The 14,582-nt window shown below is 38.0% G+C and carries 15 protein-coding genes; 8 read left to right on the forward strand and 7 right to left on the reverse strand.

Going from position 1 to position 14,582, the window contains the following annotated elements:
• Nucleotides 1-678: a molybdate ABC transporter permease subunit gene (gene modB, locus GNT69_RS05070; protein ID WP_203553838.1), complete on the forward strand. Its 678-nt coding sequence runs from the start codon at nucleotides 1-3 to the stop codon at nucleotides 676-678.
• A gap of 4 nt (nucleotides 679-682) precedes the next feature.
• Nucleotides 683-1,741 carry a sulfate/molybdate ABC transporter ATP-binding protein gene (locus GNT69_RS05075; protein ID WP_203553839.1) on the forward strand — a complete coding sequence of 353 codons (1,059 nt, stop codon included), beginning with the start codon at nucleotides 683-685 and terminating at the stop codon, nucleotides 1,739-1,741.
• Between the two features lie 180 nt (nucleotides 1,742-1,921).
• Here GNT69_RS05075 and GNT69_RS05080 read toward each other — a convergent pair whose 3' ends face one another.
• From GNT69_RS05080 to GNT69_RS05095, 4 genes are all read right to left on the reverse strand, one after another.
• The gene (locus tag GNT69_RS05080; RefSeq protein ID WP_203553840.1) at nucleotides 1,922-2,554 is read right to left on the reverse strand and encodes an FMN-dependent NADH-azoreductase; all 633 of its coding nucleotides are present in this window, start codon (nucleotides 2,552-2,554) and stop codon (nucleotides 1,922-1,924) included.
• Nucleotides 2,555-2,712: 158 nt separating this feature from the next.
• Entirely contained in the window at nucleotides 2,713-3,690 is a 978-nt protein-coding gene (locus tag GNT69_RS05085) for a ring-cleaving dioxygenase (protein WP_203553841.1), read from the reverse strand.
• A 74-nt stretch (nucleotides 3,691-3,764) separates the two neighbouring features.
• Nucleotides 3,765-4,712, reverse strand: coding sequence for a ring-cleaving dioxygenase (locus tag GNT69_RS05090; RefSeq protein WP_203553842.1), 948 nt, complete (start codon nucleotides 4,710-4,712; stop codon nucleotides 3,765-3,767).
• Between the two features lie 92 nt (nucleotides 4,713-4,804).
• The gene (locus tag GNT69_RS05095) at nucleotides 4,805-5,242 is read right to left on the reverse strand and encodes a MarR family winged helix-turn-helix transcriptional regulator (RefSeq protein WP_203553843.1); all 438 of its coding nucleotides are present in this window, start codon (nucleotides 5,240-5,242) and stop codon (nucleotides 4,805-4,807) included.
• A 196-nt stretch (nucleotides 5,243-5,438) separates the two neighbouring features.
• Here GNT69_RS05095 and GNT69_RS05100 point away from each other — a divergent pair, with 196 nt between their 5' ends.
• Both GNT69_RS05100 and GNT69_RS05105 read left to right on the forward strand, forming a co-directional pair.
• Nucleotides 5,439-5,618 (forward strand): small acid-soluble spore protein H, encoded by a 180-nt coding sequence (locus GNT69_RS05100; protein ID WP_203553844.1) that lies wholly within the window; start codon nucleotides 5,439-5,441, stop codon nucleotides 5,616-5,618.
• A gap of 194 nt (nucleotides 5,619-5,812) precedes the next feature.
• Nucleotides 5,813-7,129, forward strand: a complete 1,317-nt coding sequence (locus tag GNT69_RS05105) for an MFS transporter (protein WP_203553845.1) — start codon at nucleotides 5,813-5,815, stop codon at nucleotides 7,127-7,129.
• Between the two features lie 105 nt (nucleotides 7,130-7,234).
• On the opposite strand, the gene GNT69_RS05110 is transcribed toward GNT69_RS05105, so the two are convergent.
• Nucleotides 7,235-8,020, reverse strand: coding sequence for an ion transporter (locus tag GNT69_RS05110; protein ID WP_203553846.1), 786 nt, complete (start codon nucleotides 8,018-8,020; stop codon nucleotides 7,235-7,237).
• Between the two features lie 703 nt (nucleotides 8,021-8,723).
• Here GNT69_RS05110 and GNT69_RS05115 point away from each other — a divergent pair.
• The 3 genes from GNT69_RS05115 to GNT69_RS05125 all read left to right on the forward strand — a co-directional run bounded on the left by GNT69_RS05115 (nucleotide 8,724) and on the right by GNT69_RS05125 (nucleotide 11,599).
• Nucleotides 8,724-9,956, forward strand: coding sequence for a saccharopine dehydrogenase family protein (locus GNT69_RS05115; RefSeq protein ID WP_203553847.1), 1,233 nt, complete (start codon nucleotides 8,724-8,726; stop codon nucleotides 9,954-9,956).
• A gap of 1 nt (nucleotide 9,957) precedes the next feature.
• A complete protein-coding gene (nspC, locus tag GNT69_RS05120; protein WP_203553848.1) occupies nucleotides 9,958-11,085 on the forward strand; it encodes a carboxynorspermidine decarboxylase in 1,128 nt (375 codons plus the stop codon).
• 262 nt (nucleotides 11,086-11,347) lie between these two features.
• A complete protein-coding gene (locus GNT69_RS05125) occupies nucleotides 11,348-11,599 on the forward strand; it encodes a DUF2535 family protein (RefSeq protein WP_203553849.1) in 252 nt (83 codons plus the stop codon).
• Nucleotides 11,600-11,672: 73 nt separating this feature from the next.
• Here the strand turns inward: GNT69_RS05125 and GNT69_RS05130 are convergent, their stop codons facing one another.
• Together GNT69_RS05130 and GNT69_RS05135 are read right to left on the reverse strand one after the other, a co-directional pair.
• Entirely contained in the window at nucleotides 11,673-12,449 is a 777-nt protein-coding gene (locus tag GNT69_RS05130; RefSeq protein WP_203553850.1) for a YibE/F family protein, read from the reverse strand.
• Complete coding sequence (locus GNT69_RS05135) at nucleotides 12,446-13,579, reverse strand: YibE/F family protein (RefSeq protein ID WP_203553851.1); 1,134 nt, start codon at nucleotides 13,577-13,579, stop codon at nucleotides 12,446-12,448. The genes GNT69_RS05130 and GNT69_RS05135 overlap by 4 nt, the downstream gene beginning before the upstream one ends.
• A 434-nt stretch (nucleotides 13,580-14,013) precedes the next feature.
• Between GNT69_RS05135 and ahpC the strand changes: the two genes are divergently transcribed.
• Nucleotides 14,014-14,577: an alkyl hydroperoxide reductase subunit C gene (ahpC, locus tag GNT69_RS05140; protein WP_203553852.1), complete on the forward strand. Its 564-nt coding sequence runs from the start codon at nucleotides 14,014-14,016 to the stop codon at nucleotides 14,575-14,577.
• Nucleotides 14,578-14,582 lie beyond the last annotated feature (5 nt).

Raw genomic sequence — 14,582 nt, forward strand, 5'->3', positions numbered from 1 at the left:
ATGGAAGGAATTAATTTATTTCCGTTATTTTTATCATTAAGAGTTGCGTCAACAGCAACTCTTTTAGCGCTTTTATTCGGAATCCCGATTGCCTATTATTTAAACCGCTCAAATGGCAGAATGGCAGATGTTCTCGATACGATTATTACGTTGCCAATTATTCTTCCACCAACTGTACTTGGATACTATTTGCTCGTTTTACTCGGCAGACAAAGTGCGCTCGGTCAATTTCTTGAGGAAACATTTAATATCACGATTGTTTTTACCCCTACTGGAGCCGTCATCGCTGCCTTAGTAATTTCGATTCCATTTTTAATTAAATCAGCGCGCTCCGCTTTTGCAGGAATTGACCCTACGTTAGTCAATGCTGCTAGAGTTTTAGGACGGTCTGAATTTAATATTTTTCTAACTGTTATTATTCCCCTTGCATGGCGAGGGATTGCGGCAGGAACGACGCTTGCATTTGCTAGAGCGCTCGGTGATTTTGGGGCGACACTAATGGTTGCCGGAAGCATCCCAAATGAAACGATGACGATGCCAATCGCGATTTATGATGCGTTGCTCGCTGGGAATCGTGACTTAGCCAATATCCTTGTACTCATTATGACTACCGTGTCCATTTCTGTACTATACATTATTAATCGCCTTGAAAAGAGAGTAAATAAGGGGAATCGATGAAAACATGCTAAATGTAGCCATAAAGAAAAAGTTTAACCAGTTTCAACTCCATGCACAATTTACGGCAGACAGAGGAATTACCGGAATTATCGGGCCTTCCGGTTGCGGAAAAAGTGTCACATTACAATGCATTGCTGGGCTAGCAACACCTGATGAAGGGGAAATTTTGCTAGATGGCCGCCCCCTATTTAATAGTAAAGAAAAATTTACTATTAAAACAAAAAATCGTAACATCGGCTATGTTTTTCAAAACTATGCCCTCTTCCCCCACCTAACCGTTGAAAAAAACATTGAATATGGGCTTAAAGGACGACCAAAAGAAGAGAAAAAACGCAGGGTCGCCAAGATGATAGAGAAGGTGCAGCTAAATGGTTATGAAAATCATTATCCAAATGAACTATCAGGTGGTCAACAACAACGGGTCGCCCTCGCTAGAACACTAGTGACGGAGCCAGATCTCCTCCTTCTCGACGAGCCTTTTTCCGCTTTGGACCATCACGTCAAACATATACTAGAACAAGAGTTGCTTAATATCATTAAGGAAAACTATTCCGGTATTGTCTTGCTCGTTACTCACAATATGGAGGAAGCATACCGGCTTTGCGACCAATTGATCCTTTATAAAAACGGAGAAGTCATTCAAGCTGGAAACAAAGAGGAAGTGTTTACAAGGCCAAAAAATATTTCCGCAGCAGAAGTGATTGGCTGTAAAAATATTCTCCCTGTTCATTCATTCATTGAAGATGATGATTATTTGGAATGTACCGTTCAAGGCATTCAATTGATGGTCCAAAAACAAAAAATTCATCGTGCTGTTACCCATATCGGGATTTACCCTGAGGATATTCAATTTATTAAAAAGCCTATGGAGGCAGTCAATGCTTTCTCCTACGAAATCATTGAAGTAGTCAAAGGAATCCACCAAACGGCCCTCACATTAAAAATCGGTCATGACTTTACCATTCAGGCATCAGTCGGCAATCACCAGCTCCAACCGTTATTGCAAGGAGATTATCAAATTCATTTACATCCTGACAAACTCTTTCTGCTAGAAAACAAATAAAGAAAACTCGCCGATTGGCGAGCCCCTAAAGGCGAAGACAGAGGCGTAGTTGCCCTTATGCGTTAGGAAAGTATAAATTGCAAATTTATACTTTTCTATTAGCTAAAAAAATTGGAGTAAAATCATATTTGATTTTACTCCATTTTTTGAATCTGACATATTGCTTTTATTTGCTGCTCATTAAGCCTTTACTGCTGATAAGTTTTTTGCTGCCTCTTTTACTTTTTCAAGACCTTCAGCAATAATGGATTCAGCTTTATCCGGCGTTGTTGCATGACCTTCAATAATCACTTCATCAATGATTTCCATTCCGAATACTCCACCAAATACGTTTTTCACATAAGTAGCAGCCATTTCCATTGGTGCTGCTTCAGGAGCAGAATAGATTCCTCCACGTGCGCTTAGGATAACCGCTTTTTTATCTGTCAGTAATTGGACAAGTTGGCCATTTTCATCATATTTGAATGAATAGCCTGCTTCGTACACATAGTCAACAAATGTTTGTAGTTTTGCAGGGATTGTTAAGTTCCATAATGGGAAAGCAAATACGACGATATCTGCTGCTGATAAAGCATCTTTCGCTTTTTGTTTCGCAGCTACAATACGTTGCTCAACATCTGTTAATTGTTCGCCTGAACCCATTTTACCAAAAGCGTTGAATAAATCTTGACCAAAATATGGCATGTCTTCCGCAAAAACATCAAACGTTGTGACATTAACACCTTCTAGATTCTCGATGAAAGTTTCATACATTTTACTTGATACTGCTTCTGATGCTGGACGGTTATTTGCTTTTACAACTAGTACATTCATTATATTAAAATCTCCTTTTTATCTCGAAATAAGTTATCTTGATTTAAGAATATATTAAACTATGATATATGTCAACCTAAAAGATTACTTTTTCAGCTATTTTTAAAATTGGTTCGTTAACATTCAACAATTCCTCTTATTTCAACAAACTTTAGCAATCATTCTTTCACAAATTCTTTTGTACTTCTCACTGTATCAATTGGGCGAACTAACTTTTCTATTTCTGCACGTTTAGGCTCTAAGAATGGAGGTAAAGATAATTTTTCCCCAAGCGTTTCATAAGGTTCATCTCCCATAAAACCAGGACCATCCGTTGCAAACTCAAATAAAATCTGGGGAGCAACTCTTGCGTATAAAGATTCAAAAAAGTGACGATTTACATAACCAGAAGTCTGGAATCCAAAACTACTTAATCGTTCAGTCCATTCATCTAATACGGAGCGATCCTCTACTCGGAATGCCGCATGGTGTACTGTGCCATAACCTTGTTGGGCTTGAGGAAGAATCGCATTATATTCGACAATGACTGAGGCACCATTGCCACCTTCTGCCACTTCGAATAAATGGAAGGACCCTTCTTGGCCAGTCTCTTTAAATAATAAAACTTTTTCCAGCATTTCTTTGAAGTAATCAAAGTTTGCAATCCGAATAAAAACCGGACCTAAACCAGTAATCGCATATTCAATTGGAATCGGACCTTTTTGCCAAGGTGTACCGGATTCCACACCTTTATTGAATTCATCTGAAATCAATTGATATTGTTGATCATCAAAATCAACGAAAGAGAGCGTTTTTTTGCCGAATTGCTCTTTAATTCCAGTATGCTTAACTTCTAAACGGTCAAAACGTTCTACCCAATAGTCTAATGCGGCATCACTTGGAACACGGAATGAGGTTTTTGAAATCTCGTTCGTACCATGTACACCTTTCGGAATGCCTGGGAAATCAAAGAAGGTCATGTCTGTTCCTGCACTGCCTTTATCATCGGCAAAGAATAAATGATAAGTTTGAATATCATCTTGATTGACGGTTTTTTTAACTAAACGCATCCCTAACACATAGGTGAAAAATTCATAGTTCTTCTCTGCACTACTAGTAATGGCTGTTACGTGGTGGATTCCTTTTAATTGATTCATGTTATTCTCCTCCTAGGAAATTAAATTTAATGGTAAGATAGCTTGGTTTGCTTGATGTGTTATTGTTCGTTTGTTCATTCATACTCTTCAATAGGTTTTAGATTTTCTTCGATTTCAACGCGACGGTCTTCTAAAAAAGGTGGTAAATCTAGTTTTTCACCCAATGTATTGATGTCTCCATCGATAGTGAAGCCTGGCCCATCGGTTGCAATTTCAAATAATATCCCATTTGATTCCCGGAAATAGAGGCTCTTAAAGTAGTAGCGATCGACGATGCCAGATGATTGGAAACCACGTACACGTACTTGCTCATCCCAAAAACGAAGTTCTTCATCGTTTTTTACACGAATGGCTAAATGATGAATACTGCCACGGCCTGGTCTTTCAGACGGACCGTCTAAATATTTCACGACGATTTCTCCAAAAACCTCTCCGTTGATTGATTGAAAAATCGCTTCATCATCTGTACGGTTGACCTCTGTGTAGTCAAACATATCGGTCAGTGTCCTGGCTAGCTTATCCAATCTTCGTACTGTTATTTCTACAGAACCCATTCCTTGAATTTGATGTTCTTCGGGGACCTCGGATTTCTCCCAAGTTTCCCAGTGCTCGACTTTTGCACCATTTGCGACAAGAAGGACCATCCGTAAACCTTCAGCATCTTCAAAGTGTAATGCGGGATGATTGGCATAAGTTGTAATGTCACTATGGGTTACCCCATGTTCCTCAAAGCGTCTTTTCCAATAGGTTAAACTTGCTTCTGTTGGTACGAGTAAGCCAATCTTTGTAATGGCATTTGTCCCGCGATGCGTTCTACCTCCTGCTGGAATTTCAAAAAATGATAATTCTGTACCTGGGCTCCCTGTTTTATCTCCGTAAAATAAGTGATACATCGATGGCTCATCTTGGTTCACCGTTACTTTCACGCGACGTAAACCAAGCACATTTCGGTAAAAACGATTATTTTTACTCGCGTTTTTTGTAATCATTGAAATGTGATGATGCCCTGGAATTATGAACATAGATCCTTCCTCCTTTACTTTCAGTTTACTAATCAAGTGATAGTTTTAAAAAAATTAGTGGCATTGAATTTCCGCCACATGTAGTCGGGTTCTTAATTTTCTATTTTATTTTCGGTATTTTTTTGTAACTTAGTCATGAGCATATATAGTGTTTTCTGCTCTTCCTCTGTCAAACACTCATTGACAATCGACGTTTGGAAAGTTAGTTGGTGTTCAAAAACTTCAACCATTTTATCTTCCCCTGTTTTCGTCAAGGTAATCCATTTCGTTTTCCAGTCCTGCTTACGCTGGATATACCCCTCTTGCTCAAGTCGAGTGAGCATACGTGAAATTCCACCTTCCGTCACGGTTACTTTTACAGCCAGCTGACTTTGGGTGATCGGCTGATAAGTTGATACCTGATTTAGTACATCAAACTGAGCAGCCGTAATCCCAAATTGTTTTAAGAATTCATTCGATAGTAAATTACTTTGATGTGTAAAACGAGCAATGCGCAACCATATTAGGGACCCAAGTGTATTTTTTCTCATTATGACTCACTCCCTTTCGTTACCATCACTTTACACATCAAGCGAAGGAAATGCAAGAAAAATATCTCGAATTAAAAATATTTTTTACACATCTCTTCATTTCATAAACACGGAAGCCGTTTCAATCATAGCAAGTATAGATAAGTTATTTGAAACAAATAGTATAACTAGTGAAATCCAAAAGGAGGTGGCTACAATGAACCCACATCGAGCAAAAGAAATTGCTTCTTCGCCAATTATGGCTAATGTAACCTATAATGGAGAGAACATTTACATTGAGCACGTGGATGAACAAAATGGAACAGCTACAATCCATTCTCTTAATGAACCAAATAATAAACAAAGTGTTTCCGTAACAAGCTTAAATGAACAATAATATAGGTATTTCCCGATAATGAGAAGCTGACTCAAAAGGCCGTTATGAACGACTGTTTTGGGTCAGCTTTCCCTTAAATGTTCCACGTGAAACATGAATGATTTTGTCACATATCCCCTTCCCCTCACTAATAAGAATAGATTCTTTCTGTTATACAGAAGATAAAATGATTATTTATTGAAAGAGGTTAGAGGATGAATTATTGGAATCCGAATGATGTGAGGTTTTGGGAGTCTGAGGGGCGAAAAATTGCCAATCGGAATTTATCGATATCGATTCTGAATTTACTGATTGCATTCAGTGTTTGGCAAATTTGGTCCATTTTATCCCTACAGTTGATTGATGCTGGGTTTAATTATACGACTGAACAAGTGTATTCCTTAGCAGCGATTCCAGCTTTAACAGGAGCTTTAGTTAGGGTTTTTTACTCAATAGGCGTAACCTATACAGGCGGGAAAACGTGGACAATTTTTTCTACACTTATTCTTCTCATCCCAGTAGTAGGCATTGGATTTGCGTTACAAAATCCCGATACCCCCTACACAACGATGGCAATTCTTGCTGCGCTGTGCGGGTTTGGCGGTGGGAACTTTGCCTCCTCGATGGCAGCGATTGGACCGTTTTTCCCGAAAACAAAACAAGGATCTGCTTTAGGAATCAACGGTGGCTTAGGCAATCTTGGCGTCAGCCTCTCCCAACTTCTCATTCCGCTTGTGATTACTTTCCCACTTTTCGGGGCACTGGCGGGCGCACCACAAACCATTACAGTTGGGAACCGAACAGCCAACGTTTGGTTGCAAAACGGTGCCTTCATTTGGGTGATTCCCATCCTTATTTTTGCCGTAATGGCGATGTTCGGCATGACCAATCTTCCTTTAGAAAAGCCGAAGCTAAAAAGGCAGCTAAAAGTTTTTCAAAGGAAGCATATGTATTTAATTACGATACTATATATTATGTCTTTCGGATCGTTTATCGGCTATTCTGCTGCTTTTCCTTTATTATTAAAAGGAACATTCCCAGAAATAAACACCATCCAAATCGTATTTATTGGTCCGTTATTAGGCGCATTAGGCCGCCCTGTTGGTGGTTATCTCGCCGATAAGTTTGGCGGAGCAAAAGTATCTCTCATTGATATTGGTTTTATGGTGATTGGTATCATCGGGGTTCTCCATTTTATAAGCCCAAATGGACGAAGCTTTATTGGGTTTTTTCTGTCTTTTCTATTATTATTTGCTGCTGGAGGAATTGCAAATGGCTCGATTTTCACCTTGTTTCCAATTATCTTTGGGGCTACTGAATCACCAGCGGCAATTGGTTTTGCCTCGGCAATAGGAGCGTTTGGCGGGTTCTTCATTCCACAACTATTCGGCTGGTCCATCCAACATACGGGCGATGTCAGCGTTGCGCTTTATCTATTTATTATCTACTATTTATTATGCGCAGCGATTATCTGGATTTATTACACCCGTGAGAACGCCGACATCCCAGTTGACTCATTACGAACACAGTAGCTAAAGTTCCGTTGTCCAGTATGGTTTATGAAAATGTCTAGGAAAGCATCTCAATTAAAAAATCACCCAAACTGATAACAACTGGTTTGGGTGATCGTACGTACCTTATTTTTTATTTTGTTCCAACAGAATTTGTTTAATCTCTCCAATATCATTCTTCAATGCTTCGTTTTCGCTGAACAATCGCTCCATTTGTTCTACACGGATGCCTTCATCCTCCTGGCCTAAATAGCTTAAAATCACTGCAACGACAAGGTTTAAAATAACGAGCGCGCCAATGATAATGAAAGAAACAAAGTAGAGCCACGACCAAGGAACTTCACTCATCACCGGTCTTGCAACCTGACTAGCCCACGATTCAAATGTAACAACCTGCATCAATGTAAAGAGCGAAGTATGAAAGCTCCCAAAATACTCATACGGAAGCACCTCGCTAAAAAAGGTCGTCCCAATGATTGCATAAATGGAAAAAATCAAAATGGATAGTCCTAAAATTCCCGTTAACGCAGGGACCGATTTCATTAACGAATCAATGATTTTTCGTAAAGCCGGGATTGCCGGGATCATCCTTAATAAACGCAAAACCCTAATTAACCTAAGCACACTTACAAATGGGGATGCGTAAAATACTAAACTCCCTAAGACAATTGTAAAATCAAACCAATTCCAGCGATCAGAGAAATACCCTTTCAAGCCAAGGCCAACCATTTTTAAAAACAGTTCGACGACAAAAATCCAGACGATAATTTTATCTAAAAATAACAAAAGCTGATTGCCTTCATCATACGTCTCAGCAACGATAATTAATCCATTTAAAAAAATGATTCCAATAACAATCGGTTGAAAATATTTATGATCAACCAATTTTCTAATATTCGCTCTCAGTTCCATCTTTCCCCTCCATTAAATCGATCCTCTGTTTTTTTCCTATAGGCTGATTTCCATTATACTTTCAACAACCATTTTAAATCATTTTACCGTTTTAATCTCATAAAATCGATTGATAAGGGGTAATTCCCTTCCCTTTTCTCCTATCTCACTAACTGCCCACTAAAGAATCATTTAAATATGCCATTATTTTTTTTCTTAACCTATTGATATTTTAATTATTAGTTGTTAATCTAGAGAAGCGTTAGTTGGAAAGCTACTATTCAGTATATCTTGAGTCTTTCCAAGCAGATAATTTTGACCACTTCCTTGCGGGAGTTAAGGCCATACGGACAGCCGGGTCAAATGCCGATTGGCAACCTTAGTTGCTTATTGATTGAGTTAAAAGCTCAACTTTTATAAGTTGGTTACTTTAACAACCAGTGCATACGCACATCAACTTGTGAAACGGTCAATAAGAGTGGTAAAAGTAATTATTTGCTATATAGACTCTGATCTTTTAAAGATATATTTTGAATATTAAAGAGCTTATTAATCGTCTATTTATATTAATAGACGCCTACACATGACATTTTTGTCATTGTTCTTTCATGCTTTTTTAATATGAATAATTATATCTAAGCAAGTGTTGTGCGCAAATAGGCGTTTTTCACTTGCTTTTTTGTTGTGTTTTGGCAAATTCTATTTAAGTTAGGAGAGATTGTGAATGGGAAAAGCACTCATTATCGGTTGTGGTGGAGTGGCCTCTGTGGCTATCCATAAATGTGTTCAAAACAGTGATGTATTTGAGGAAATTTGTATCGCTAGTCGAACAAAATCAAAATGTGATGACCTTAAAGCGAAACTTGATGGAGGTAAAACAAAAATTACCACTGCACAGGTGGATGCCAATAATGTTGATGAGTTAATCGCACTTATCGAAGAAGTGAAACCAGATATCGTTATGAACTTAGCTTTACCTTACCAAGACTTAACGATTATGGATGCTTGTCTAGCAACAAAAACACATTATATGGATACAGCTAATTATGAACCGGAAGATACGGCAAAATTTGAATATAAATGGCAATGGGAGTATCGCGAGCGCTTTGAAAAAGCGGGAATTACTGCCCTTTTAGGCAGCGGTTTTGACCCAGGTGTAACTGGCGTCTTCTCCGCTCATGCATTAAAACATCATTTTGATGAAATTGAATACATCGACATTCTTGACTGTAATGCAGGTGACCATGGGTACCCGTTTGCCACAAACTTCAACCCTGAAATCAATATTCGTGAAGTTTCTGCAAACGGTAGATATTGGGAAAATGGCGAGTGGATTGAAACACAACCGATGGAAATTAAACGCGTCTATAATTTCCCTGAAGTTGGTGAAAAAGACATGTATCTTCTTTACCATGAAGAACTTGAATCGCTTGCAGTGAACATTCCAGGAATTAAGCGAATTCGCTTCTTCATGACTTTTGGCCAAAGCTACCTTACTCACTTAAAATGTCTTGAGAATGTTGGCATGACATCGATTGAGCCGATTGAATACGAAGGGAAACAAATCATCCCGCTTCAGTTCTTGAAAGCAGTATTACCGGATCCAGCATCGCTTGGACCACGTACAAAAGGAAAAACAAACATCGGTTGTATTTTCAAAGGGAAAAAAGACGGCAAAGAGAAAACCTATTATGTATACAATGTCTGCGACCACGAAGAATGTTACAAAGAAGTCGGTTCCCAAGCCGTGTCTTATACAACAGGTGTTCCAGCGATGATCGGTGCGATGTTGGTTATGACTGGGAAGTGGAATAAACCAGGCGTATATAATATTGAAGAATTTGATCCAGATCCATTCATGGAAGCATTGAATAAATGGGGACTGCCATGGCAAGAAGACCATAATCCAGTGCTTGTCGATAACGAGACGATCAAAGCACCGGAGCCGGTTCGTTAAAATGAAATTTGAAGAATTACCAACCCCTTGTTATGTCGTCGATGAAGAGCTTCTGGAGAAAAATCTGAAAATCCTAAACGGAGTTATGCAACGTACAGGATGTAAAATTGTTTTAGCACAAAAAGCATTTTCTATGCATTCGCTCTACCCAATGATTGGCGAGTATTTAAGTGGAACAACTGCAAGTGGCTTACTTGAAGCCCGCCTTGGTTATGAGGAAATGGGGAAAGAAAATCATGTCTTTTCCCCTGCCTACCGTGAGGATGAAATCGATGAGATTATTTCTATCTGCGATCATATCATCTTTAATTCTTTCTCACAGTTAGAAAAATTTAAAGAAAAAGCCATAAAAGCTGGCAGAAGCATAGGCTTGCGCATTAACCCTGAATGCTCCACACAAATTGGGCATGCCATTTATGATCCGTGTACACCTGGTTCACGTTTTGGCGTCACGATTGAGCATTTCCGTCCTGATTTGCTTGATGGAGTTGACGGGTTGCATTTCCATACCCTTTGTCAACAAAACTCAGACGATCTAGAAACAACTTTAAATGCAGTTGAAGAAAAGTTTGGCCCATGGCTTTCACAAATGAAATGGATCAACTTTGGTGGCGGACATCATATTACTCGTGAAGATTATGATATCCCTCGTCTGGAAAAATGCATTAAGAGAATGCAAGAGAAATACGAATTGGAAGTCTATCTTGAACCAGGAGAAGCTGTGGCGTTAAATGCCGGCTATTTAATTACAACGGTTCTTGATACGATTCAAAACGGAATGGAAATTGCCATTCTTGATACTTCTGCGTCATGTCATATGCCTGATGTATTAGAAATGCCTTATCGTCCCCCACTATTTGGTTCAGGCGAAGTTGGTGAAAAGCCTTACTCGTATCGACTTGGAGGACAAACATGTCTTACAGGTGATGTGATTGGCGATTATTCATTTGACCAACCATTAAAAAGTGGCGACCGTTTAGTTTTCGGCGATATGGCCATCTACACAATGGTGAAGAATACGACTTTTAATGGCATGCCATTGCCGGCGATTGCGGTTAAAAAGAAAGATGGCGACTGCGAACTCGTCCGTCAATTCGGCTATCAAGATTTCAAAATGAGGCTTGCTTAAAAAGCATGGGATACAAATTTAACGGGTTCCGTTAACAATCGCAATTAGTAAAAACGTAATGCAAAAAGACCTTCAAATTGTACGGTAATTTGGAGGTCTATTTTATAACTAATGATGATACCTACACAATAATCCATTATTACTCGTATTCCCCCCTCTTCTCTATCCGAGAGTTTTATTTAATATTTCTCATAATTTAGACATGTTTCTCCAATATATTAGGTTATAATAAACAATAAAAGCATAAAAAGAGGATGATATTTTGTTATATAAGACATTGGAATTTAAAAATGCGGTTGGCCAGAAGTTGAAAGTGACTGAAATCCCTGTATTAACCATTGATCACCGTTATTACTTCACGATTCAAGGCCGTTTACAAATCTTTGTTTCATCCCTTTACAATAAACCACAAGTAAAAACCTGCTTTTCCTTTCGTGATTATTTACAGCGAAAAATGAAAGGTTCTGATTTCCTCGATTTATTTAGCGATCCAGAGTTGAAAAGTAACGCTTAAACCAATCAAATAACAAAAAATAAGCTGTGATAAACAGTTAAATCCAGCAGTCACTCCTGCTGGATTTAACTGTTTATTCAATCGTCTCTTGTTTGTCTTTTGTTTTCAGTAAATAATAGGCAGTAATTGCCGAGGTAATCGGAATGACCAAAGCTACCCCCATTCCTGCACATAGAATGGTAATCATTTCAGCAGTAAATACCTTTGAATTTACGACCTCTCCGACCGAATAAAATAAATCTTTAAACCAAATAAGTAAGGCCAAATAGCCGCCAAAGAAGGCAAAAAATAGCGTATTTGCACTCGTCCCTAAAATATCTCTCCCAATACTTAATCCAGCTGTGAACAACTCTTTCCTACTAATATGGGGATTGTGATGATAGATTTCCCGCATAGGAGAAGAAATCGAAATCGCCGTATCGATAATTGCCCCAATTGTACTCATAATGATTACCGAAGCACCAATTTTAACAAAATCGACGCCAATATAATAAGAAAACATCCCCATTTCCTCTGATTCTTCTTCGCCAAATCCTTGAATCATCGCCATTTCTGTTATCATCACAATAAATAAAAGTAAAATGACAATGGTAATAATCGTAGAAATAAACGCGGTTTTCGTCTTGCTGTTTACTTCGTTAATGTAAAATAAATTGATCCAACTAATAACTGCACAAGCGATCAATGTAAGAATGATTGGATCAAAACTTGGATTTGTCATAAACAGAATAGCAAGAAGCAACACTGCAAAATTTAAAAATAAAGCAATAAAAGACTTTACTCCTTTTTTTCCACCAATAAAAGCCATTAATAGAAATAAAATCATTGCCAGCAATACTAATACATTCATGCCCTTGACCTCTTTCGATTAACGAAGAAAATCGCCGTGTATAAACCGATTGGAATCGTTAAAACAATCCCAATCCCACCTGCTAACGCCCGCGCCAACTCTAGTGAAAGATTCATTGAAAGTGTAAACCAAAATGGAGAGGCATTTTTAAAATACAAAATCAACATTGGAATTGAACCGCTAATATAAGCAAAAAACAAAATATTTGTCATTGTCCCCATAATATCTTTTCCAATATCCATTCCAGAAAGTTTCAATGCTTTCACAGAAATTTTATGATTCTGTTCATATAAGCTAAAGATGGAAGAAGACATCGTAATCGCTACATCCATTACCGCTCCAAGCGAACCAATAAACACCCCTGCCATAAACACCGTTTGATAATGGCGCGTAATAAATTGCATATCTTCATACCGCAGCCCACTTCCTGAAGTTACCCACATCACAACATAGGCAATCAACAGCGACAGAAATGTTCCTAATAACGTCGCTACAATCGCGGCATATGTTTTCTCATTTAACCCGTTTACAAGTAATAATGAAATAATTGTAAAGATAATTGCACTTATGCTACAGATTAGCAATAAACTAATATTCGTTGTATTTAAGTAAAGATCCAATGCAAATGATAATAAAACAGCATTAATAACGAGGCTGATAATTGAGAATAGCCCTTGCTTTTTTCCGACAAGCAGCAAAGTAATGATAAACAACCAAGCAACAAGCATGATGTATTTATCCCGTTTTACATCAAGGATTGCCCCCGTTAAATCCATTTCTGTCTTTTCGTCAATTGAAACAAATAATTCATTGCCAACACGGTATCCCTGATCAAATCCACCTGATGCAGAATACTCATTTATTAAATGAATCAACTGTCCCCTCTCTTCGCCGTTTTTTATTTGAGCAATCAGATGTTGAGTGAAGCGTTGATCATAATTCCCATACATATCGGTTCCTTCGGTCAATTCCTCGATATTCGCCTCAATCACTTTTGCAATTGATCGTTCATACAAGAAAGCATTGTTATAAACAAATAACATCGAAGCCGCAAAACAAATACTGGTGACGATTATCCAAAACCATTGTTTTCCAGACCCCGTTTTTATTTTATTAATGAATAAATCCATAAAAAAACCTCCGGACCTCACTTGAAATGTTCGTTACAAGTCTTTTATTGGACCCCAAACTTAAAGATGTATCGGTACCATTATTTCATATAAAAATTACATGTTCAAAAAATTTATAAAAATTGGTTATATGTGTATAATAGTAATTAGGGCTTAAGGTGCATTTTACCAATTCCCTCATATATTAAAAAAGCTCAAGTGAACCTTGTCCATCGAGTTTAGTCTTTTAAGACGATAGACTTACGTACTACCCCATTTGGATGTGGAAGAATGAGCTCTTAAAAGGTTGTTTTAAAAAAGAGCCGTTTGTTTTCGCTTGACAAATAAATAATGTTATTTAATAATTAATATATATTTAGAATTATTATAGTTAATAGAGCAATTGCTTTATACTATAAATAATTCACAAACAAAATTTAGGAGGAAGATCGATTATGTCATTAGTTGGAAAAGAAATACTACCATTCAAAGCACAAGCATTCAAAAACGGTGAGTTTGTTGAAGTAACAGATGAAAACTTAAAAGGCCAATGGAGCATCGTATGCTTTTATCCAGCAGATTTTACATTCGTTTGTCCAACTGAACTTGAAGACCTTCAAAACGAATACCCAGCTCTTAGAGAACTTGGAGTTGAAGTATACTCAGTTTCAACAGACACTCATTTCACACATAAAGCATGGCATGACCACTCAGAAGCAATTGGCAAAATTACTTATACAATGATTGGGGATCCTTCCCACCAAATTTCTCGCAACTTTGATGTTTTAATTGAAGAAGAAGGGATTGCAGACCGTGGTACTTTCATCATTGATCCAGATGGTGTTGTCCAAGCTGTTGAAATTAACGCTGGCGGAATCGGCCGTGATGCAAGCACACTTATTAACAAAATCAAAGCTGCACAATATGTACGTAACAATCCAGGCGAAGTTTGCCCTGCTAAATGGGAAGAAGGCGGCGAAACCCTTAAGCCAAGCCTTGATCTAGTAGGAAAGATTTAAGGAGA

Source organism: Bacillus sp. B15-48 (assembly GCF_016879755.1).
Classification (GTDB): domain Bacteria; phylum Bacillota; class Bacilli; order Bacillales; family Cytobacillaceae; genus Mesobacillus_B.